The 21,811-nt window shown below is 61.6% G+C and carries 25 protein-coding genes; 14 read left to right on the top strand and 11 right to left on the bottom strand.

What is annotated here, in order from left to right; translation table 11 throughout:
* Positions 1-13: 13 nt before the first annotated feature.
* From M1D89_RS02505 to M1D89_RS02485, 5 genes are all read left to right on the top strand, one after another.
* Entirely contained in the window at positions 14-601 is a 588-nt protein-coding gene (locus M1D89_RS02505; protein ID WP_498647727.1) for an antibiotic biosynthesis monooxygenase, read from the top strand.
* Between the two features lie 68 nt (positions 602-669).
* The gene (locus M1D89_RS02500; protein WP_498647725.1) at positions 670-1,104 is read left to right on the top strand and encodes a DoxX family protein; all 435 of its coding nucleotides are present in this window, start codon (positions 670-672) and stop codon (positions 1,102-1,104) included.
* 199 nt (positions 1,105-1,303) lie between these two features.
* Positions 1,304-1,636: a PEP-utilizing enzyme gene (locus M1D89_RS02495; RefSeq protein WP_498647723.1), complete on the top strand. Its 333-nt coding sequence runs from the start codon at positions 1,304-1,306 to the stop codon at positions 1,634-1,636.
* Complete coding sequence (locus tag M1D89_RS02490; RefSeq protein WP_498647721.1) at positions 1,633-2,196, top strand: hypothetical protein; 564 nt, start codon at positions 1,633-1,635, stop codon at positions 2,194-2,196. Before M1D89_RS02495 ends, M1D89_RS02490 begins: the two co-directional genes overlap by 4 nt.
* Before the next feature lie 48 nt (positions 2,197-2,244).
* The gene (locus tag M1D89_RS02485) at positions 2,245-3,219 is read left to right on the top strand and encodes an acyl-CoA thioesterase (protein WP_498647719.1); all 975 of its coding nucleotides are present in this window, start codon (positions 2,245-2,247) and stop codon (positions 3,217-3,219) included.
* A 34-nt stretch (positions 3,220-3,253) separates the two neighbouring features.
* Here M1D89_RS02485 and M1D89_RS02480 read toward each other — a convergent pair whose 3' ends face one another.
* The 5 genes from M1D89_RS02480 to M1D89_RS02460 form a co-directional block, all read right to left on the bottom strand.
* Positions 3,254-3,991, bottom strand: coding sequence for a VOC family protein (locus tag M1D89_RS02480; RefSeq protein ID WP_498647716.1), 738 nt, complete (start codon positions 3,989-3,991; stop codon positions 3,254-3,256).
* 105 nt (positions 3,992-4,096) lie between these two features.
* The gene (locus tag M1D89_RS02475; RefSeq protein ID WP_498647714.1) at positions 4,097-4,753 is read right to left on the bottom strand and encodes a GntR family transcriptional regulator; all 657 of its coding nucleotides are present in this window, start codon (positions 4,751-4,753) and stop codon (positions 4,097-4,099) included.
* Between the two features lie 110 nt (positions 4,754-4,863).
* Positions 4,864-5,817: a transketolase family protein gene (locus M1D89_RS02470; RefSeq protein WP_498651027.1), complete on the bottom strand. Its 954-nt coding sequence runs from the start codon at positions 5,815-5,817 to the stop codon at positions 4,864-4,866.
* A 95-nt stretch (positions 5,818-5,912) separates the two neighbouring features.
* Positions 5,913-6,806, bottom strand: a complete 894-nt coding sequence (locus M1D89_RS02465) for a transketolase (protein ID WP_498647712.1) — start codon at positions 6,804-6,806, stop codon at positions 5,913-5,915.
* Positions 6,807-6,867: 61 nt separating this feature from the next.
* Positions 6,868-8,205 carry an MFS transporter gene (locus M1D89_RS02460; protein ID WP_498647710.1) on the bottom strand — a complete coding sequence of 446 codons (1,338 nt, stop codon included), beginning with the start codon at positions 8,203-8,205 and terminating at the stop codon, positions 6,868-6,870.
* A 204-nt stretch (positions 8,206-8,409) separates the two neighbouring features.
* On the opposite strand from M1D89_RS02460, the gene M1D89_RS02455 reads away from it, so the two are divergent.
* The 6 genes from M1D89_RS02455 (at position 8,410) to M1D89_RS02430 (ending at position 13,437) form a co-directional block, all read left to right on the top strand.
* The gene (locus M1D89_RS02455) at positions 8,410-9,252 is read left to right on the top strand and encodes a sugar phosphate isomerase/epimerase family protein (RefSeq protein ID WP_498647709.1); all 843 of its coding nucleotides are present in this window, start codon (positions 8,410-8,412) and stop codon (positions 9,250-9,252) included.
* A 29-nt stretch (positions 9,253-9,281) separates the two neighbouring features.
* Positions 9,282-10,055 carry an SDR family NAD(P)-dependent oxidoreductase gene (locus tag M1D89_RS02450; protein ID WP_498647707.1) on the top strand — a complete coding sequence of 258 codons (774 nt, stop codon included), beginning with the start codon at positions 9,282-9,284 and terminating at the stop codon, positions 10,053-10,055.
* A 37-nt stretch (positions 10,056-10,092) separates the two neighbouring features.
* Complete coding sequence (locus M1D89_RS02445; protein ID WP_498647705.1) at positions 10,093-11,835, top strand: dihydroxyacetone kinase family protein; 1,743 nt, start codon at positions 10,093-10,095, stop codon at positions 11,833-11,835.
* A 10-nt stretch (positions 11,836-11,845) separates the two neighbouring features.
* On the top strand, positions 11,846-12,304 hold the full coding sequence (locus M1D89_RS02440; RefSeq protein ID WP_498647703.1) for a ribose-5-phosphate isomerase: 459 nt from the start codon (positions 11,846-11,848) through the stop codon (positions 12,302-12,304).
* A gap of 86 nt (positions 12,305-12,390) precedes the next feature.
* Entirely contained in the window at positions 12,391-12,771 is a 381-nt protein-coding gene (locus M1D89_RS02435; RefSeq protein ID WP_498647701.1) for a DUF1304 family protein, read from the top strand.
* 108 nt (positions 12,772-12,879) lie between these two features.
* A complete protein-coding gene (locus M1D89_RS02430) occupies positions 12,880-13,437 on the top strand; it encodes a P-loop nucleotide/nucleoside kinase family protein (RefSeq protein ID WP_498647700.1) in 558 nt (185 codons plus the stop codon).
* A gap of 61 nt (positions 13,438-13,498) precedes the next feature.
* Here the strand turns inward: M1D89_RS02430 and M1D89_RS02425 are convergent, their stop codons facing one another.
* Complete coding sequence (locus M1D89_RS02425; protein ID WP_498647697.1) at positions 13,499-14,224, bottom strand: hypothetical protein; 726 nt, start codon at positions 14,222-14,224, stop codon at positions 13,499-13,501.
* A gap of 97 nt (positions 14,225-14,321) precedes the next feature.
* A complete protein-coding gene (gene dnaB, locus M1D89_RS02420; RefSeq protein WP_017197290.1) occupies positions 14,322-15,710 on the bottom strand; it encodes a replicative DNA helicase in 1,389 nt (462 codons plus the stop codon).
* Between the two features lie 589 nt (positions 15,711-16,299).
* On the opposite strand from dnaB, the gene M1D89_RS02415 reads away from it, so the two are divergent.
* Positions 16,300-16,767: a hypothetical protein gene (locus M1D89_RS02415; protein WP_498651026.1), complete on the top strand. Its 468-nt coding sequence runs from the start codon at positions 16,300-16,302 to the stop codon at positions 16,765-16,767.
* Between the two features lie 7 nt (positions 16,768-16,774).
* On the top strand, positions 16,775-17,350 hold the full coding sequence (locus M1D89_RS02410; RefSeq protein WP_498647695.1) for a hypothetical protein: 576 nt from the start codon (positions 16,775-16,777) through the stop codon (positions 17,348-17,350).
* A 6-nt stretch (positions 17,351-17,356) separates the two neighbouring features.
* On the opposite strand, the gene M1D89_RS02405 is transcribed toward M1D89_RS02410, so the two are convergent.
* The 4 genes from M1D89_RS02405 to M1D89_RS02390 all read right to left on the bottom strand — a co-directional run bounded on the left by M1D89_RS02405 (position 17,357) and on the right by M1D89_RS02390 (position 20,209).
* Positions 17,357-17,707 carry a TFIIB-type zinc ribbon-containing protein gene (locus M1D89_RS02405; protein ID WP_402938977.1) on the bottom strand — a complete coding sequence of 117 codons (351 nt, stop codon included), beginning with the start codon at positions 17,705-17,707 and terminating at the stop codon, positions 17,357-17,359.
* A gap of 49 nt (positions 17,708-17,756) precedes the next feature.
* Positions 17,757-18,383 carry an FMN reductase gene (locus M1D89_RS02400; protein ID WP_498647693.1) on the bottom strand — a complete coding sequence of 209 codons (627 nt, stop codon included), beginning with the start codon at positions 18,381-18,383 and terminating at the stop codon, positions 17,757-17,759.
* 174 nt (positions 18,384-18,557) lie between these two features.
* Positions 18,558-19,409: an alpha/beta hydrolase gene (locus M1D89_RS02395; protein ID WP_498647690.1), complete on the bottom strand. Its 852-nt coding sequence runs from the start codon at positions 19,407-19,409 to the stop codon at positions 18,558-18,560.
* 287 nt (positions 19,410-19,696) lie between these two features.
* The gene (locus tag M1D89_RS02390) at positions 19,697-20,209 is read right to left on the bottom strand and encodes a GNAT family N-acetyltransferase (RefSeq protein WP_498647688.1); all 513 of its coding nucleotides are present in this window, start codon (positions 20,207-20,209) and stop codon (positions 19,697-19,699) included.
* Positions 20,210-20,344: 135 nt separating this feature from the next.
* Between M1D89_RS02390 and M1D89_RS02385 the strand changes: the two genes are divergently transcribed.
* Positions 20,345-21,787, top strand: a complete 1,443-nt coding sequence (locus tag M1D89_RS02385) for a GntP family permease (RefSeq protein ID WP_498647687.1) — start codon at positions 20,345-20,347, stop codon at positions 21,785-21,787.
* The last annotated feature ends 24 nt before the right edge of the window (positions 21,788-21,811 follow it).

Here is a 21,811-nt window from a genome sequence, read left to right as displayed (position 1 = left end):
GTACATTTGGGCCGTGTCACATGAGCATCCCGTCACCGTTTCCGTCGCCCGCACTATCCTTCCCGGCTATACCCGGCAGGCGAATGCCTGGGCCCACGCCGGACAGGAACTCGCCCGCGAATGGCCTGGATATCTGGGATCCGGATGGGTACGCAATGGGGTGGATTCCACTGAATGGCACATGCTTTACCGGTTCGCAGACGCCGAATCGCTGCAAGAGTGGGAGGACTCCGAGGAGCGTCGCTGGTGGATTGATAGTGCCAGGGACATGATGGAGACAACCCGGGTGGAGCGCCACACGGGGATCGAAGGATGGTTCTCGCGGCCCGGAGATGTCTCTGTGGTTGTGCCGGAAACAGTAGTTCCGCCGCGCTGGAAGCAAGCCATCAGCATTTTCCTGCCGTTCTTCCCGCTCAGCCTGTTGGCCAATTTCCTGTTGCACCCGTTGACTCAGGACTGGCCGCTGGTATTCGCGGTGCTGCTGAACATCGTGATCCTGACCCCGCTGATGACCTACATCTTCCTGCCCATCACTACGCGGCTGCTGCAGCCTTGGCTCCAGGCTAAGCCGCGCAGCAAGCGGCGGTTGCAGGGCCGGTAGCTGGGAGTTTGGTCATAAAGGACCACAATTAGTTGACACTTCAAGTTTCCTCGGGAATGGTTGAAGGTATGAACAAGTCCAGCTTGACCACCACAGCCCTGACCATCCTGCGAGTCATCGCAGGATTTCTCTTCGCCGCGCACGGTTGGCAGAAGTTCAACGAATTCACTATCGCCGGAACCCAGGCCTCTTTCACCCAGATGGGAGTCCCGGCCGCATCGGCAGTAGCGCCGATCGTCGCAACCCTCGAACTCGTGGGCGGCATTGCCCTGATCATCGGCCTCCTGACGCGCGTCTTCGCAGCCTTGCTGGCCGTCAACATGCTCGGCGCGCTGTTCCTGGTGCACGCGCCGGCCGGGGTTTTCGTCGGCAACGGCGGGTATGAGCTTGTACTGCTCTTCGCAGGCGCCGCCTTGGCCCTGGCGCTGGCCGGCGCGGGCAAGCTTTCTGCCGACGCCGCACTGTTCGGCCGCTCGGGTTCGAAACTCCGCGTCCTCGCGTAGCGCCCCCACCCCCCGACCCTCTCGCACATAACAAGCCCTTCAGCCGATCGCTCTCTCACTTTCTTCAGGAAAGTGAGAGAGCATCGGGCTTTAAGGGCCGGGATGTGAGAGACCGTTCCAGGTTTGATGCCTCAGCTGGCTCGACGGCCGCATCGGTAGTTGGTGCCGGGGCAGGGTTTTCTGTAGTAGAAATAGCCTGATGATGACCATCCTCAGCGGCGTCGGCGCCAGCACTGGTACAGCCCGCGGCAATGCCCGGCTCATTCACGGACCCGACGAGTTCACGCGATTCCAGTCAGGGGATGTTTTGGTCTGCCGTACCACCGACCCCGCGTGGACGCCGCTCTTCGGAATGGCATCGGCAGTGGTCACGGAAACGGGTGGAATGTTGTCGCACGCCGCGATCGTTGCACGGGAGTTCGGGATCCCTGCCGTACTGGGTGTACGGGATGCGCTGAACCTTCTCGCTGACGGAGGGACCCTGGCCATTGACGGGTCCCGGGGAACAGTCACCCTGATGGATACCGAATGACACTCCTCACCCTCCACGCGGTCCGGCTTCTCGGTTTCGCTGATACCCACGCGGTGGCGGCTCGTTTCTCGCAAGACCCCGGGTTGGTGGAGTCCCAGCTCATCGACGCCGGCGTGAACGGCTTTGTTTCCCACAGCACCTTCGCGGGGACCAGCGGTTGGTCATTGTCGAGTCGCGGGAGAATGGAGAACGAGCGGCTGCTGGCCGATGAACTGGACCGCGCCGGCGCACGAGACGCGGTGCTGGCAGCCCATGACAATTTCACGGACATCAACACCGGCGTCGTCGGTGCCTGCAGTGCCATCCAACTGCAATCTTCGGCAGGTGAAGGCGCCATGGACGTCCTGATAGGCGCCTTAGCGTCCTGGCGTCTACTGGAAGCACAGCTGAGCGGTTTGTTGCCTCGGTTCGAGGGCTACTCCGAGCGCCTGCTGGGGGCGCTCAAGCACGCCGTCCAGGACACAGCCTGGTTGACAGCTACCGACCGGGATTCCTTCCACCGGGTCTGGTTCGAACTCCACGAGGACCTGATTGCCACCCTTGGCATCCAGCGCGGGTAATCGGACTTAGTCACGTAACAGAAACACGACGACAGTAAGATTCCAAGCATGAGCGATGACGCCACCAATTCAGTGACCCTCCGCTTCCTTGCGGCGCCCATGGACGTAGGACACAGCGGGTCAGTCGACGCCGGCACCGTCCTGGAATGGGTGGACAAGGCCGCTTACGCAGCAGCAGTTGGCTGGTCGAAGTCGTACTGCGTCACCGCATATGTGGGCAACATCCACTTCACGGATCCGGTCAACAGTGGCGACATGGTGGAAGTGACCTCCACCATCGTCTACACAGGCCGCTCCTCCATGCATATCCATACAGTGGTCAGCTCCCGCGATCCCAAAGGCGGACCGGAGACGATGCACAGCCAATGCATGGTGATCTTCGTGGCCGTTGGACCCGACGGCAAGCCAATTCCTGTTCCCCAGTTTGAGCCGTCCACGCCCGAGGAGGTCGAGCAGCGCGACCACGCACTCGCGCGTATCGAGGTCCGCGAACAGATTGTCAACGCGATGAACGCCCAGGAATATACCGACGCCGGGACCGCCGAGCGTGTTGTCCTGCGGTTTATGGCTTCCCCCACCGACGTGAACTGGGGCGGCAAGGTCCACGGTGGCATCGTGATGAAGTGGATCGACGAAGCAGCGTACGTTTGCGCCTCCCGATACTGCGGTAAAGACACCGTGGCTGTGTTCTCCGGGGGCGTCCGTTTCTACCGACCCCTGCTGATTGGCCACGTCGTCGAGGTAGAGGCGCGTCTGGTCTACACCGGTGCCAAGGGCATGCACATCGCGGTCCACGTACGCTCCGGGGATCCCAAGACCCGCGAAATGAACCTCACCACGTATTGCCTCACTGTGATGGTGGCGCGCGACGAAACAGGGACTGCCGTACCGATTCCTTCCTGGGTGCCAGTATCCGAGGAAGACAAGAAGCTGCACGCACACGCCCGTGAACTCTTGGAAATCCGTGGGCGTGCTCCCGGAAACCGGCTGCCCGATCACCTGTTGAAGGCGTCAGGCAGCTAACAGCCGCCACGGCCGGGGTGTAAGAGCCACATTGTCAGCCAGGCGTCAGGACGCAGAACTCGTTGCCTTCAGGGTCTGTGAGGCAACGCCACGGCACATCGCCTTGGCCGATGTCGATGTTAGCCGCGCCCAGTCTGTGTAGCCGGGCCACTTCAGCGGCTTGATCATCACCGGGATACGGCATCAGGTCCAGATGGATACGGTTCGGCAGTGTGTCGGGGTCCGGCGTGCGAAGCAGCTCCAAATATGGCCCGACTCCCTCGGACGAACGCAGCCTCGCATGATCATCGTTCACTTCGTGCAGGGTCCAGTCCATCGCCTCACTCCAGAAGTCGGCCATGACCCGCGGATCGGTACAGTTGACCACCACAGTGGCGATGGGACCTGTGTCCTGGTAGATCGGACGGGGTTCCAGAACGCAGAACAGGTTGCCCTCGGGGTCAGCCAAGACTGTCCACGGCACATCTCCCTGGCCCACGTCCGCCGGCGTAGCGCCAAGCTCTTTGAGCCGCGCCACCAGCTCCTTTTGATGAGCTGCGGAAGTGGTAGCGAGATCGAGGTGCGCGCGGTATTGCACCGTTTCCGGATCCGGAACTGTCACAACGTCAACGCACACAGCTGAGGGGTCCGGCCAAGTGAAATCCAGGGGTTCAACGTTGGTCACACCGGGTCCCTCACTGGAGACTCCCCAGCCGAGAGCTTCAGCCCAAAACTGCCCGAGAGCTGAATCATCCCTTGCTTTGAAATTCACCTGAACAAGTCTCAACGCCATGACGACTTACCCTATACCCCTGCCTCATTCCGGCAACACCGCTGCTCCCCGCTGCTGTGTGGTTGCCCAACAACGGAAAAGCGGGCAACCAACGCAATCGCGGAACTAGCCGACCAGATTCTCCGCCGCACTGTCCATGTGCGCAATGATCGTTTCCCGTGCTTTCGCCGCATTTCCAGTCTCGATGGCAGCAACGATGTCGTGATGCCGGCCAACGCTCATGTTCCGTGTGGCGCGTTCCAATCCGGCGAACATGATGGACATCCGGATGGAGCCTTCCAGGGATTCCCAGGAGTGCAGCAACGTTTCGTTTCCGGACAGGCGGCAGAGCGTGCGGTGGAACTCAAGGTCGGATTCGATCCGTTCCTGCAGTGAGGACTTGGCGGCCTTGTCCATATTGTCGACGGCGGCACGCAGTTCTGCGAGCGCGGCTTCCTTGTCCGGCATGTCACTGAGGGTCCTGGCGGCCAACGATTCCAATACTCCGCGGACGGCGAAGATATCCCGGATTTCCTTGACGTCCAGGTGCCGTACGGACATGCGGCCGCGTGCTCCGGCGGAGATCAGGCCTTCCTGTTCCAGCTGGCGCAGGGCTTCCCGAAGGGTGCCGCGGCTGATTTGGAGCATCTCGGAGAGCTCGGTTTCCACGAGGTGTCGCCCGGGTTCGAGTTCGCCACTGGTGATCGCGGTCCGCAGTGCTGCGAGTGCCTGTTCGCGCAGGCTCTTCTTCTCAAGTCCCAGCAGGGATGCGGTGACGGTCATGGTGTGTCCTCGGTTCATTGGGCGACTGCTAACAGTCCGTTGTTAACAGTCGATACTACGGGCAGCGGGGCGGGACGGGCAGTCATGTCCGCCCGCCCCGCCAGGAAAGCTCAGCCGAGTTCGGCAAGCACCTTTGCCACGATCCGGTCCACGGACAATCCGTACCGTTCGTGCAGGGTGGGCAACGCACCGGCGTCGAGGAACTGGTCGGGAAGCGCGATGGGCACCACGCGCTTGCCGAGGCCGGCGGTTACGACGGCGGAGGCAACAGTTTCGAACAGACCGCCAACAACCGTGTGGTTTTCCAAAGTGACGGCCAGCCGGTCGGTGTTCAGCTCTGCCAGTACGGTGGCGGAGTCGAAGGGCTTGATGGTGGGCGTGTGCACCACGGCGACATCCACGTTGTGCTTCGCCAGCGCATCTGCCGCCTGCAAAGCACGCATGGTCATCAGGCCGGAGGAAACGAAGACAACATCGTTGCCACCGCGCAGGACCTTGGCCTTGCCCAGCTCAAACGTGTAGTCGTACTCGTCCAGGACGGTGGGCACGTTACCGCGCAGCAAGCGCAGGTACGTTGGTCCATCGGAGGCCGCAAGTTGCGGAACGGCCTGCTCGATGTCGACGGAGTCGCAGGGATCCACGATGGTGAGGTTGGGCATGCCGCGGAAGATTGCCATGTCCTCGGTGGCCTGGTGGCTCGGTCCGTACCCGGTGGTGAGGCCAGGGAGCCCCCCGATGATGTTGACGTTGAGGTTCGGCTCGGCGATGTCCAAGCACAGGAAGTCATATGCACGCCGTGCCGCGAACACCGAGTAGGTGGAAGCGAACGGGATCAAGCCAGTCTCTGCCATGCCTGCAGCAGCGCCGAAGAGGAGCTGCTCGGCCATGCCCATCTGGAAGAACCGCTCCGTGAACGCCTTGGCGAAGATGTGCATGTCCGTGTACTTACCAAGATCCGCGGTCAGACCCACGATCCGGGAGTCGGCTTCGGCCGCCTTGACCAGCGCATGCCCGAACGGGGCGGAGGTGGTCTTTTGGCCGGGATCGGCGAAGGACGCGATCATGGCGGAGGTCTTCAGCTTCGGCTTGGCCGCGGAAGCGGCGACGGATGAAGCGGCGGACGATGAAGCAGCGGCACTGGTCGTCGTCGTAATTGTGCTCATGCTGAAGCCGTCCCTTCGAATCCTGCGGTCAACTGTTCGCGGCAGATCTGCCACTCGTTTTCTTCGATGCGCATGAAGTGCGCTTTCTCGCGGGTCTCCAAGAGCGGCACACCACGACCTACCTTGGTGTCACAGAGGATCACCGAGGGCCGCCCGACGGGAGCCGCGACAGCAGCGATGTTGTCGAACGCTGCCAGCAGCGCACCGACGTCGTTCCCGTCCACGCGCTGGGTGTACCAGCCGAACGATTCCCACTTTTCGGTGACCGGTTCTGTGCGGAGCACTGTGTCTGTGGCCCCATCTGCTTGGAGGGCGTTGATGTCTACCATGGCGGTAAGGTTTCCGAGTTGGTGGTGGTGTGCACCCATGGCAGCTTCCCAGGTGGAACCCTCATCCAACTCACCGTCGGACAGGAAGTTGATCACGCGGGACGTTGAGCTCTGAAGGCGCAAGCCCAGAGCCATTCCGACGGCAACCGTCAAGCCGTGTCCCAGCGAACCGCCTGAGATTTCCATGCCCGGGGTGTAGGTGGACATACCGGACATCGGCAGGCGGGAATCATCGGAACCGTACGTTTCGAGCTCAGCCACGGGAACGATTCCAGCTTCGGCCAGCGCTGCATAGTGACCAATGGCGTAGTGCCCGGTGGAAAGAAGGAAGCGGTCGCGCCCGTCCCAGTGCGGATCTTCGGCGCGGTACGTCAGCTGATCGGCGTAGACGGCGGCGAGCATATCGGCCGCACCGAGGGCTTGGCCAACATAGCCCTGGCCTTGCACTTCGCCCATATTCAGGGCGTGATGACGGATGCGGTAGGCGGCGGCCCGGATGCGGTCCACACGCTCGGGTGTAGGAGTGGCCACGGGTGCCACTTCGACTGAAGAGAGAGTCATTGGTTTCCTTCCGGAGTCGGGCGCGTGCTGCTGGGAGAACGCGCCCGACGTCGATGGCTACTTAGGCGTTTACCGTCTGGGGAGTTTTGCTGGCGGCTTCTTCAGCGAGAGCACGCTCACGCTTTCCCCAGGTTTCCCGGGTAATCAGTGCTGCCCACAGACCGATGGCTGCGTAGATGCTGAACAGCAGGGCCGGCCCCATCCATCCCATGCTGACGAACAGCAGGGTGGTGACGAAGGGTGTGAAGCCGGAGACCATGGCGGAGATCTGGTAGGACAGCGAGGCACCGGAAGATCGGGTCTTGGCTTGGAAGAGCTCCGGGAACCAAGCACCCTGGGCGCCGGCGAGGGAGTTCTGGCAAACAGCGTAGGCGATGACGATTGTTGCGATGATCAGGAGGAACAGGCCGGTGTTGACCAGCATGAACATCGGGATGCCGAACACAACTGCGAACCCAGTGGACCAGATGTAGACAGGGCGGCGACCAACGCGGTCCGTCAGTTTGCCCCAGAAGTACGTGGCGAAGATACCGATGCCGGCCGCGATGCAGAGTGCCACCAGCGTTTCGGTCTTGTCCGCCAGGTTGTTGGTGTGCAGGTAAGAAATCATGTACGTCACGGACACGGCGTAGCCGGCAGTTTCAGCGATGCGGAGGCCGATGCCGCGGACGATGTTTCGCCAGTCGGTCTTGATGACCTCGACGATGGGCGACTTCACGATGTCGCCCTTGGCCTTGACGTCCTCGAATACCGGGGACTCGGGAACCTTGGACCGGATGATCAAGCCGACGGCCACCAATACAATGCTGGCCAGGAACGGTACACGCCAGGCCCATTCGCTGCCGAGGCCCACGCTGCTCAGGAAGACGAGGTTGGCGAGCAGGAGGCCAACGGGGAAGCCGGCCTGGACGATGCCCGTGAACTGCCCCTTCTTCCGCCACGGCGCGTGCTCGTAACTCATGAGGATGGCACCGCCCCATTCAGCACCGAAGGCCAGGCCTTGAATGATGCGGACGAGGACCAGCAGTGCGGGAGCCAGGAGCCCCACTTGCTGGTAAGTGGGCAACAGGCCAATGGCGAAGGTGGCAAGGCCCATCAAAATGAGTGATGCAACCAGGACCGGCTTGCGGCCAAGCTTGTCGCCGAGGTGGCCACCGATGATGCCACCCAGCGGACGGGCAGCGAAGCCGACGCCGAGGGTCGCGAAGGAGGCCAGGGTGCCAGTCACCGGGTCGGCGCCCGGGAAGAACGCTGTACCGAAGTACAGTGCTGCGGCGGTGCCGAAACCGATGAAGTCGTAGGTTTCGATGACTGCGCCAACGCCGGAACCGACGGCGACGCGCTTTGCTTCCTTGGTTCCATGAACCGGACCACGCATGGTCAGAGCTTCATTGCTCATGTGTGTCTTTCCCTTTCAAAAGTGCGGCGCTTCTTCGGCAACCCCACTGTCGACAGTCAACATAATACGTCAACTGTGACCGACGACACCAGGTATGTCAACAGTCAACTTAGGAGGTTGACTGTTAACAGTTAACGGCAGTAACGTGGTCCCCATCACTAAGGTCCCTCTCTGGCGAGGGCCCCAATCTGAGGATCAACGACGATGTTTCATCAACGACTGGGCTGTTCGTCCATCAGCTTCCGCCACCAGGATCTGGCCACTGCCCTGCACACCATGCGCGGCCTTGGCTTCGAGGAAATCGACCTAGGTGCACTCCCGGGCGTCTGCGACCACGTGCCCTACGTGCTGGACACCGAGGCTGTGGAGGCGGTCGCCGCCGTCGTAAATATCTCGGGACTGCGCGTCCGTTCGGTGAACGGCGATATCGGTGACTTAAATGCAGAGCTCGACGCCGGTGCGCAAGAAGCGCGCGAACGGCACCTTGAGATGCTGCTCACCCTGGCCGCCAAGACCGGCGCGAGGGCGCTCGTCCTGCCGTGCGGGGCTATCGATCACGAGCCGCTGCGGAGCCTTGATGAGGACATCGACCTCGTGGCCGCGCAACTGATCCATGCTGCTGGGCGCGCGGCGGAGTTCGGCGTGGAGCTGTGGACCGAATCCCTGCACTACTACCGGCTGTGCTGGAACACTGAGCGTGCACAGCTGCTCGCCGACCGCCTTGCCGGTTCCGACGTCGGAATTGTCATGGACTTCAGCCACATCGTCGCTTCCGGCGGCGACCCCGTGGACTTCGTGGACCGTTTCGCTGGCCGCGTCAAGCACGTCCACCTGCGGGACGCCGTAGCGGCCACCGACGACGAACCGGGGAATATCAACCTTAGTATCGGCAACGGCGAGGCCGACTTCGCGGCCGGACTGGCAGCACTACGGAGCGTTGGCTACACCGGCCACTTCTCCCTGGAACTCGAAACCCGGGACGTTACCCACGACGAACGCCCCGCCGCCGCTGCCAAAGCGGCCAGCTACATCTCAGACCTCATCTAAACCGCGTCACCTCATATTCAAGGAGCACCATGACCACCATCCAGCGCACCGCCGTCCTCACCGGAGCTACCTCCGATCGCGGCATCGGCCTGACCACCGCCCGCCGCTACGCCAACCAGGGCTGGGGCATCGTCATCCTGGACCTCGACGGCGAGAAGTCCGCCAAGGTTGCCGCCGAGATCGCCAACGAATTCAACGTTCCGGCCTTCGGCTATGAGATCGACGTAGCCAACGAAGCCTCCGTCACCGCAGCCCAGGCCGCAGTCGCGGCAGAAGTTGCCGCCGGAAACCTCCCGCCCGTGGGCGCCCTGGCCAACATCGCCGGCATCACCTCCCCCGTTCCTTTCCTGGAAACCACGCTTGAGCTGTGGCACAAGGTCATGGACGTCAACGCCACTGGCACCTATCTCGTCACCAAGGCGTTCCTGCCTGACATGATCACCAACGGCTGGGGCCGCATCGTCAACATGTCCTCGGTCTCCGCGCAGCGCGGCGGCGGCGTGTTCGGCAAGGTTCCCTACTCCGCAGCCAAGGCCGCCATCCTCGGCTTCACCAAGGCACTGGCCCGCGAAATCGGCGAAACCGGCGTGACCGTCAACGCCATCACTCCCGGCGCCGTGGACACCAACATCCGCGTCGGCAGCACCGAAGAGCAGGAAGCCGCCATCAACGCCGGCATCCCCTTGGGCCGCAACGCCACCACGGAGGAAGTAGCGGCCGTCATCACGTTCCTCTCCTCCGAGGACTCCGCGTACCTCACAGGCACCACCATCGACATCAACGGCGGCAGCCACATCCACTAAGTCCCTCCCCCAGTCCGAAATTCAGAATCAGGACCCCATGACCAGAATCTTCAACGATCCCGCCGACTTCGCTGACGAAGCCCTCGCCGGTTTCTGTGACGCCCACTCGGACCTTGTCCGCCAGGTTGAAGGCGGCGCTGTCCGTCGCAGCCGCCCGGCAACGCCGAAAGTCGCCGTCATCGCGGGCGGGGGCTCGGGACACTACCCTGCCTTCGCCGGCATCATCGGGCCGGGCTTCGCTGACGGTGCCGTGGTGGGCAACATCTTCACCTCACCCTCAGCCCAGCAGGCCTATTCCGTGGCCAAGGCTGCCGACTCCGGAGCCGGCGTTGTGTTCACCTACGGCAACTACGCCGGGGATGTCATGAACTTCGGTATGGCCAGTGAGCGACTGAATGCCGAGGGAATCGCCACGGAAAACGTGCTGGTCACGGACGATATCGCCAGCGCCTCCCTCGAGGAGATCGAGAAGCGCCGCGGCATCGCCGGTGACTTTGTGGTGTTCAAGGTCATGGGAGCAGCGGCCGAAGCCGGACTGGACCTGGATTCCGTGGTTCGCTTGGGGCGGAAGGCGAATGAGTTTACGCGGACCATTGGCACAGCCTTCAGCGGCTGCACTTTCCCCGGTGCCGATCAGCCGTTGTTCCGCCTTCCCGAGGGGCAGATGGGCCTGGGCCTGGGTATCCACGGCGAGCCTGGACTATTCGATACGGAACTGCCGTCCGCCGTCGAGCTGGGGCAGGAACTCGTGCGTCGCGTGTTGGCGGAAAATCCCTCGAGCGGCTCAACCCGGCTGGCAGTGATCCTCAACGGCTTGGGTTCCACGAAGCACGAGGAACTGTTTGTCCTCTGGCGTACCGTGGCTCCGTTGCTGCGCGAAGCCGGCTACACCCTGGTGATGCCGGAGGTGGGTGAGTTGGTGACCAGCCTGGACATGGCCGGCGCTTCGCTGACGGTGACGTGGTTGGATGAGGAGCTGGAACAGTACTGGACCGCTCCGGCGCTGACGCCAGCGTACCGCCGGGGTGCTGTTGGGCTCGACGTCGCTTCCTCACAGGCCGCGGAAGCTGAGCTGGACGCCGTTGCCGCTGCCGACTACTCCTCCACAGACGAGTCCCGTGTCTACGCTGCGCAGTGCCTGAGCGCTTTGGAGACCACGGTCGCACTGCTTCGCGATTCCGAAGCAATGCTGGGCGACATGGATGCGATTGCCGGCGACGGCGATCACGGCCGCGGTATGGTGCGTGGATCCACGGCAGCCCTGGACGCCGCGGCCCTTGCTTTCGAACGCGGCGCGGGCGCCGGTTCGCTGCTGGCGGCAGCCGGAGACGCCTGGGCAGACAAAGCAGGCGGAACGTCCGGCGTGCTGTGGGGCGCGGGACTACGCGCCTTTGGCGAGCGGTTGGGAGATGCAGAGACCCCGACGCCGGATGTCCTCGCCCAGTCTGTTCGAGCCTTCGCGGACCGGATCTCGAACCTTGGAAAGGCCGAGATCGGCGACAAAACCATGATGGATGCGCTGCTGCCCTTTGCATCCTCACTTGAAGACCGCGTCCTGTCGGGCGCTGCTGCGGAGGACGCGTGGGCAGCAGCTGCATCAGACGCTACCGCGGCGGCTGCGTCTACCGCAGGTCTTCGTCCCCTCAAGGGACGCGCCAGACCGTTGGCCGAGAAGAGCATAGGCACGCCGGATCCCGGTGCGACGTCGCTCGCCATGGTGTTTGCCGCCGTCGGGCCACACTTCACCGCAATTCCCGTTCCAGCCGCAGCAAGCAACTAGGAGAATTTTCATGCGCATCATTGTGGGTGCCGATGAAGCCGGCGTCGATTACAAAGACCGGATCCTGGCGGACCTCGAAGCTGACCCCCGCATCACGGAGGTCATAGATATAGGCGTGAACCGCGCAGATGAGGACTTCACCAGGCCGTACCCCTACGTGGGTATCGCGGCCGGTGAAATGATCCGCGACGGCCAAGCTGACCGTGCCATCCTGTTCTGCGGCACAGGGATCGGCGTGGCCATCGCGGCCAACAAGGTTCCTGGCATCAGGGCCACAGCAGCACACGATTCGTTCTCCGTGGAACGCTCAATCCTGTCCAACGACTGCCAGGTCCTCACCATGGGACAGCGCGTTGTGGGAGTGGAGTTGGCCCGTCGCCTGGCCAAGGAGTGGATCGGCTACGCGTTCGATCCTTCATCAGGTTCGGCCGCGAAAGTGAAGGTACTCAGCGACTTCGAAGGCTGCTGAGTACCTCTTGAAGGGCGTTGCGTCGGCGGCGTATTCTCCACGAACAGGCAATTGGGTATCCTGGCTTCCGTCTGGAGGACGCGCTCATGAATCTACTGAGTCAGGTTCTGGCCGGCGCTACTGCGCTGGCACTGATCAGCGTCGGCTTGATGGAGATCTTCCGGCACGGTGATCAGCGTCTGCACCGGTTTTTTCTGATCGAACCTCAGGATGTTCGTGCCGTCCGCATGTGGGCAATGAACGTTGGCGCCTACAACGTAACCTTCGGGGTCGGCATGGCCGTGGGTTTGTGGATGGTGAACTCCGGCAACCCGGCCGGCGGGGCAGCTATTGTCCTTTTTTGCTGCGCGAGCCATGTATTTCTGGGTTTCTGGCTGTGGGTCACGGAAAAGCGCCTGCTTCTAAGCGCCATAGGGCAGGCACTCTTCCCAGGCCTTGCCGTGGTTTTCTACTTGTTGCTCGGCTGAACCAGCCCAGCCGAACCAGCCTGTCGCCGAACGCCCAGTCCTAGCCCTCGGGTTGGCTAGAGTGTCAGGCATGTCTACTACCACGTGCTTCAAGCGACAGGCCACTCGATGGCTGAACTGATCCTGCTGAACGGTCCGCCCGGCATTGGGAAATCGACGCTCGCCAGAATGTACGCGGATGGTCATCCCGGTGTCCTCAACCTGGATGTCGATAAGGTTCGATGCTTGATCGGAGGCTGGGAGGAGGACTTCCAAGCTGCCGGGAACCTAGTGCGTCCGATTGCGCTCAGCATGGCTGTCACGCACCTGACGGCTGGGCACACCGTGATCATGCCGCAGTATCTCGACTCCGGAGATGAAGTGTTGCTGTTCCGTAGTGTTGCGGAAGAGGCGGGCGCCCGGTTTAGGGAAATCGTCCTGATAGACAGCCGCGAGGCCTCTGTTGAGAGGTTCTATTCCCGCAAGGACAGCCATGATCCCTGGCATTCCCGCGTTACCGCCATTGTGGAACAAGGTGGTGGTTCTCGCCTGTTGGAGTCGATGTATGAGGACCTCAGGATCGGCCTTGATGCCCGTCCAACTGCCGCCACCATCACCAGCCGCAGAGACCACATTGAGGAGACGTACACGCGCCTCATGGAGACCTTAGCCGTGTCCACTCAATAGGGCACCCAAAAGGGCTCTACCGACGGATGAATCGACGCCGGCAGAGCCCCTTGGGGTGTAACTACTTAATAAGCGCGGCGGACTGATCCAGGAGGGCACCGGCAGCAGCCGGTCCGCCGGTTTCGGCGGCATCGCTGGAGGCAGTGGCAGAGATCAGGACACCATCCTTAATCACATGCGCTGTATAAATGATTCCCTCTGTTCCGTCAGGCAACACCATGGCGGTCTTGAAAGCGATAGTGCCAGGGACGGAACCGATGCCAGCAAACTTCTCAGTGGTGCTTTTGATCGATTGGCCCGATGAGGAGAATGTCATTTGGCTGCACTCCTCTGCCTTGGACTTGCTAGCGTCCAATTTCGCCTCGAGAAGCTCGACATCGACGCCGGAGGTAAGGGTCAGATCGGTGAACACACCGTCAGTCTTGACCCGCGTGCTTCCCGCCGACGTTGATCCGGCAATAGTCTGGGGCACGCCGACTGCACTCAGATCCTTGCACGCGGCTGGTTCAATGGTTGTCTTGCCCAAGGTGTCCCGAAGCGGCTGATACCGGCCGGCGAGTTCTTCGCCTGAAACTGCTGAGAGGCTGCTGCCGTCGGAGGCCTTGATCTGGCTGACCAAAGACACGAGCTCCTCATTGCTGTACTGCTTGACGGGCGTCGGCGTTGCTGTCGCAGTTTCGCTCTGCGGGGCCGAGACTGGTGCCGCCGCAGTACCGCCACTGCATGCTGTCAGGGCCATGGCTGCCAGTGCCGATGCCCCAAAGCCGAGCAACAAATTCTTCTTCACTTGTTTCCCCCAAATAAATCTGCGTGGTGCGCCCGCGGATGCGGAGCAAACAACACTACTGTCCCGGATACTCTCTCGCGGCCAGGCCGCGCTGCCGTTAGAAGCCGCCGCCCCCGGCACCTGTTTCGCCCGCCATGTTAGCAAAGCGTGAGTAGTGACCCTGGAAGGCGACCACAATGTCCTTGGTGGGACCGTTACGGTGCTTGGCGATCAGAATGTCTGCCTCGCCGGCGCGGGGCGATTCCTTGTCGTAGACATCTTCGCGGTGGAGCAGGATGACCATGTCGGCGTCCTGCTCGATGGAGCCTGATTCACGGAGGTCGGACACCATGGGGCGCTTGTCCTGGCGCTGCTCGGAACCGCGGTTCAGCTGTGACAGTGCGATGACGGGAACCTGCAGCTCCTTGGCCAGCAGCTTGAGGGCACGGGAGAACTCGGAGACTTCCTGCTGGCGTGATTCAACTTTCTTACCGGAGCTCATGAGCTGGAGGTAGTCGAGGATCACGAGTTTGAGGTCGTGCTGCTGCTTCAAGCGGCGGCACTTGGCACGAATTTCCATGAGGGACATGTTGGGGCTGTCGTCAATAAACAGCGGAGCATCGTTCATGCGGCCCATGGTGGTGGCGATCTTGGACCATTGCTCGTCCTTGATGGTGCCCTTGCGCAGATCCTGCAAGCCAATGGTTGCTTCTGCGGAGAGAAGACGCATAGCGATCTCGTTCCGGCCCATTTCCAGGGAGAACATGACCGTGGCCAAGTTGTTCTTGATGGCCGCGGATCGGGCAAAGTCCAGTGCGAACGTGGATTTACCCACGGCAGGACGGGCCGCGATAACAATCATCTGGCCGGGGTGGAGTCCGTGCGTCAACTCGTCCAACTCGTAGAAGCCGGTAGGAACGCCCGTCATGCCTTCGCCGCGGTGACCAGACGCTTCAATTTCATCCACCGTGGATTCCATGACGTCCTTCAACGCCACGTAGTCCTCCGCAGTACGCTTTTCAGCTACCGCGTACACCTCCGCCTGGGCCTGGTTGACGAGGTCTTCCACTTCGCCGTCCTGGCCGTAGCCCATCTGAACGATCTTGGTACCGGCGTTGACCAGGCGGCGCAGAACTGCGCGTTCCGCAACGATCTCGGCATAGTAGCCGGCGTTGGCCGCAGTGGGGACAGTCTGGATGAGCTCGTGGAGGTAGGCGGGACCGCCGATCCGGTTGATCTCACCCCGTTTGGTCAGTTCATCTGAGACTGTGACGGCGTCGGCGGGTTCGCCACGGCCGTAGAGATCAATGATGGACTCGTAGATGGTCTCGTGTGCTGGCCGGTAGAAGTCGTGCCCGCGGACGATTTCGACTACATCGGCAATGGCATCCTTGGAGAGCATCATGCCGCCGAGCACCGACTGTTCAGCGGGGATGTCCTGGGGAGGTTTCCGGCTCGAGTCCGAAGCGCGTGAGCCCTCGATTGAGTCCAAGTGCGTAACTGACAAAGCCGTCCTCCATTTGTGTACCGCTGCAGGGTGTACTTCCCTGGCGGCCCGTAAAGCGCAGTGTGGCTACAGGGTCCGCCTGGTGCATCCCACGATGTCAGGCAGGTCCGACAGAATAGCCGTATCCACAAGTTATCCACAGTCGGTTCCGTAGACCCGTCATAAGCAGTGACTTTATAGGAATCCGGGAAACCCAGCGCGGGATATTCATGCCCAAAATGGACACTTCAGACACGTTACAGCAGGTGCCTGACACCCCCTGTGGAAAACCTGTGGAATACAAGCTCCACGTTGTGCACAGACTGTGCGTTACCCTGTGGATAGAGAATTTCTTTTGCGGGAAATTAGCCTCTGACCTGCGGAAACGCTTTTCACACGCTGTGGACTGAAGAAAGATTTGGACGAAACTAATCCACAGTGACCGTGCGGCGCCGGGTCCTTCAGGCACGGTAAATCATGCTAAACATGCCGAAATTGTGATGCGTCTAACAAAGAGTCCCTTAATTTGACACAACCCTCTCAGAAGCCTATGCCGGAAGTGGAATGTGCTGTGGATAACCAACTTCTGGCATAAGCTCTAAGCATGGGGATGAACTTTGGTGACGTACTGACGATTGTCCTTCCGCTTCTTGTCCTCGTAGGCCTGCTGTGGGCACTCACGGCGGCCTTCAAACCGCGCGACACGGGCCTCTCGGATGCCGAGAAGTATCAGCGTGAACTAGCGGCACGTTCCGCTGCGCATCAAGCCTCCCAAGTACAGGAAGCACTGGCTCTACGTGCGCGAATCGAAGCCACCACCAAGCCGAGCCAGAACGTGGCCAGTCAAAGGGAGCAGGCCGAGAACGCCAGGACCCCCATCCAAGCCCAGACCGGACGCCCTGGGGGTCAAACGGCACATCAGCCCGCCGTACTTCCAAATGGTCAGTTGAACCCGCAACTCGCCTTCGAGCTACAGAACCTGGTCCGGAGCGGGAAAAAGATCGAGGCCATCAAAGTCCTGCGCCAGGCCACCCACTCAGATTTACTTACCGCCAAGAACTACGTAGATCGGCTCTGACAACGCCATGGATTCCATCCTCATCCCGCTCCTGATCCTCATTGCGGTCATTGCGGGCGTGCTCCTGCTTATTCGCTCGTTCACCAAACGCTCAGCTGAAAGCAAAGCCAGCATCGCAGCGGCGAATGCACCCAAGGACCCGTTGGAGCTGGCCAAGGAGTCTGCGGCCAAACTCAACCAGGAACAGCACCGACAGCTTTACTCGCTCATCGCCCAAGGACAGGGCATGGCGGCCATCAAACTTTACCTGCAGGCGACTGGAGAGGGCCTACGGGCCTCGCGCAACGCCGTCGGCGCTCTCGCGGCGCATCCCCAGCCGTTCACGCCGGAGGCCACGCCCAAAGACTTGCTTGCCGATGACGACGACGAGCCCGAACGCTTCCCCTACAGGTACAGGGCAATCGTCAGCAAGGGCGACGTCACCCGCGAAGTGAGCAGCAACATGCTCAACGACGAGATCTACGGACGAATCCGCACGCTGGCAAAGAGCGGTGATGTGGAGGGCGCGGCACTTGCTTTGACGCGCCACTCAGACATCAACATCAAGCAGGCCCGTGAGTTCATCGAACTCTTGGACGACTAAGGGCGACTAGAAGTCGAACAAGTCGCCCAGGAAGCCTTCCTTCTTCTTGCGCTTGCGGCCGTACTGGTCGTAGCCGTCGCGACGATCGTTGTCCCTCCGGTCGTAGTCGCGCCGGTCCCTATCGTCGTAACGCGGCTGTTGGGGACGTGACTCAAAGGGATTGTAGATGGGCGGCGGCGCGATAGGAGGCTGGGACGGCGCGGCGGCGGGCCGGGCCGGAGCTGGAATGGTTTCCGCCGCGACGCGATCAATGATCTTGTCCAGCTCCCCACGGTCCAGCCACACACCCCTACACTGCGGGCAGTAGTCGATCTCCACGCCGCTTCGTTCACTCATCACCAGGTCAATGGAATCCACAGGACACTTCATGTTTGCCCCAACGATCGGCCCGGGTAATAAGTTCGCTCTATCTGCCTGCTGAGATCCCGGCAAGCAGCTGTTCGAATGGCAGCGACTCAAGCGAGTCGTTCTTGCGGCGCGGCTGCGACCCGCTCAACAGCTGCACGAGTTCACCCGCGGCCCGGTCTACGCGCACCGAGAGGGGCGAGGCGCCGTCGTCGGTGTTTCCCCAGTCCTGGGGCCCTGCAAAGACGCCGGTGGCTGCGATCCTGGTGCGCAAGTAGCTGAATAGGGGACGCATTGCGTAGTCGAGGACCATCTGGTGACGGTCGGTGCCGCCCGTAGCTCCAAGCACTACAGCCTTGCCTTCCAACGACTTCGGGTCCAGGACGTCGATGAACGACTTGAACAGACCGCTGTAGGACGCGCTGAAGACAGGGCTGACCGCGATGATGGCGTCTGAATCCTCGACGCCGGCAATCACGTCCGCGAGGCGGGGCGCGGCATAGCCGGTGACGAAGTTGTTGGCGATGTCCACCGCGAGGTCGCGCAGTTCAACAACGTCAATCTTCGCGTCATACCCTGCCGCGCGGAGTTGCCTCTCAGCGGACGCGGCCAGCTGGTCGGCCAGCAAGCGGCTCGACGACGGGACGCCGAGTCCGGCGGAAAGTACGGTGATTCGGCGGGTTTCCATGGCATTCTCCTGTTGCTCGTTCATCCAGCTTACATGCGTTTGCATCTAAATCAATGAACAGGGCCGTGCCCCGAAGTATTCCCGGGACGCCCTAGCTACCCTTGAGCTGCATCAAAAACGACACAGTCGCCTCGGCAATCCGCCCTTGGGCCGATCCTCCCTGGCGCCCAGCGACTACTGCCTCTGGGCGTGCGTGGAGAGGAAGTCGAAGGTCTTGTCCCGCGCTTCGCGTGCCTCGTCGAAGTTCAGGTGGAACTGGTACTCGTGCGGCAGTTCAGGCTCGTGCGTAGCCGGCCAGAAGAGCTCGGTCACCGGGACTCCCGCGTCCTTCAGCCGGTTGCTGTAGGGAACAGACTGCAGCCACGTGAGCCCGTCGCCGTTGCCGCCACTGACGAACGTCGGCGGGAAGTCGTCGGTCACGAAATCGATGGTGGACATAGTCGCGCCAGCATAGGTAGCGGACCAATCCTTCGTGCCCGTGTAAGCCCACAAGGACGTCTTGAATCCCCAAGCTACGATTCCGCTGAGATCGGCCATAGCCCGAAGGTCATAGACGCCACAATGCAGGATGGTGGCCGCCAGCTCCGACTTCTGTAGCGCAGGTTGGATTCCCATGAGATTGGCATACTCCGGATTTACGGTGAGCGTGGTCATCTGGCTCGCGAGTTGTGCACCGGCAGAGTCACCGGCCAGGACGATGCGGCTGGTGTCCACGTTCAGCTCGGCGGCATGGGCCTTGATATAGGCAAGGGCTTCGTTGATGTCACCCACAGCCGTGGGGTAGGTGGCCTCGGGGGCAATCGGATAACTCATGCCAATGGTGGTGTAACCCTCGGCCGCGATGATCTGGAGGTACGGATTGACATCACGCTGGGCACCGGAAATCCAAGCGCCGCCGTGAATCCACACCACAGTAGGAAGGGGCGCAGTAGTGCCTGCAGGACTGAATACATCGAAGGTGGAACCGGGCTTGTACACGACGCCGGCCTGGGTTTGCAGCGGTGTATCCGGAACGTACGGCGTCATTTCGTCAATCGTTGCCTGCGCCCCGCGTTCAAAAACACTTCGTATCAGCATTGCCGAAGGCCATGGCGTAGCCGAAAGTGCCAGGGCTACGAGCAGCACCAGCAAAATCGCCAACTCGAGTTTTCGTTGCCGCGTAGACCGCTTCCGCTGGGTCTTCGAGGGCAATCCCTTTCGGGCTGGCCCACTCTGCCTCGTGCTCGCTTGAATTGATTCCAACGGCCCCATCACACACTCCCCCGGTCGGCGCATCTGAGGACCATGCTAAGGCTGAAGGGCGTCCCCGAGGGTCAGGACAGCGGCCGCGCCGCCTGCAGCAGGACCCCTTCGCCGCCGTCGAACGTTACCGTATGAAATCCGGGCCCCCTAGCAACCTCACGAAATCCCCACCTCCGGTGCAAAGCCAGCGACGCCTCGTTCAGCGCATTCACCACATACCAAGCGTGGTCAGCCCGCTCCCAAATCCACGCCATGCGGGCGCCCGTCAGTTCCGAAGCCACTCCAAGGCGCCGAAAATCCGGCCGCACAGTGACACCACCCAAGTAATGACCGGACAACGCAGGGCCGTCGGCATAGTCCCAGCAATGGGTTTTTGCCCAACCTACGACGTCGGCCCCTCCGCCCGCATTCGCGTCATCTTGCACTTCGGCGACGACGACGACACGTGCTTGGTCCTCGACCGCGGCGCTAATACTCGCTGCGAATCGGTCAGCGTGAGCGATTGAAGTGCGTCCGGCATCCAGTTCCGCAGCGAGGATGCCGGGAACGTCAGCTTGGCTTGCCGCACGAATCACAAAGGTCATGTTGTTAGTTTAGTTTCGGGAAAGGCTTGCATTATGAGTTCAAACTCATAATATGGGATTAGCGATGTGGCCTCCCTCACGGCGCGCATCAGATTCCTGCCTTCAGTGCGGAAGGCCCAACGATCGGATTTCCCCATGTCAGACATTGCTGTTCTGATCAACACAGCTGTGGCGGTCCTAGCCGCTGTCCTGTTGATCGTCCGCTTCCGGGTCAACCCGGTGATTTCGCTGATACTTGCTTCTGTGTATCTCGGCTTGGCGGTGGGCCTCGGCGTCGAAGAAACCGTCAAGACCATCACCGGCGGGTTTGGCGAGATTATGGTGGACGTCGGCCTACTCATCGCTTTTGGCGTGCTGATGGGCTCCATCCTCAACCAGAGCGGGGCTATCCGCCGCCTGGTGGAGCACCTCCTCAAGACCTTCGGGCCCAAGCGGCTCCCCTACACCATGGGCTTGGCCATCGGAACGGTCCTTCAATCGATCTTCCTGGATGTCCTGCTGGTCATCTCGGCGCCGCTTGCCCGCAAATTGGCGCCGAAAATCGGCAAACTCGGTACGGCACGGATGGCTGCGGCCATGGCTATTGCGCTGGAATGCGGCATCGTGTTCACGGTTCCCGGCGTCGCCTCGCTCGCGCTGGCCGGCCTACTGAATGTGCCGCTCGGCAAGATGCTGCTCTTCGGCCTCCTGCTTGTCATCCCCACGATCATCATCTCCATTGCCATCATGACGTTCCTGTTCCGCCGCGGATTCTGGAATGAGGCCAAGGACGAGGACCGCACGTTCGTGGCCGAGGAGGACAGCGAAGGCGAGAAGTCTGCGGACAACGGCCAGGCACCAGTGCCGCCGACCACCAGCAGCGAGCGTGGCACTACGGCATCAAGCACCCAGCCTGCCGGCGGAAGTGTCGCCGTCGTCGAACGCGAGCGCAAAGAAGCCCCGCTGATCCTTCTCTTCGCACCGCTGCTGACTTCCCTGCTTCTCATCGGCGCAGGCGCCATCCTGGAGATCTTCGAAATCCAGCTCCCTTGGTTGCAGCTCCTCGGCGAGCCGGTGATTGCCCTGCTTATCGGCCTGATCGGTACCTGCCTGGTGACCCGGGCGGCCATCGGACAGAAAAAAGTGGAGGAGGCCATCGCGGTCGGTTTCAAGGAAAGCGGCCAGATCCTCATCCTCACGGGTGTGGGCGGATCGCTCGCCGCAACAGTCGCGGCAGCCGGATTGGGAGACATTCTGGGCGGCTTCTTCTCCGCGAGCACTGTGGCCCCGCTGCTGGTGGTCTGGGCTGTCGCCGCCGTGCTGCACATCGCCGTCGGGTCCGTAACGTTGTCCGCCATCACTGCGGCCGGGTTGCTGGCACCTATTGCACCGGCCATCGGCCTGGACCCGGTACTCATCGCGCTGGCAGCAGGCGCGGGATCGCTCTTCATGGTTCACGTCACCAGCAACACGTTCTGGCTCCTACAGTCACTTTTAGGTCAGAGTGTGAGGGGTGCACTCAAATCCGTCACGGTGGGAGTGTCCGTAGCCTCCGTGGTGGCGATCCTGCTGATCCTGCCCATGAGCCTGCTGTTCTGACCGGTCCCGCCTACCGCCTACCCA

This window comes from Arthrobacter sp. D3-18 (genome assembly GCF_054408525.1).
Note: the sequence above shows the minus strand (reverse complement) of the source record. Positions and strands in the feature narration are given on the sequence as shown.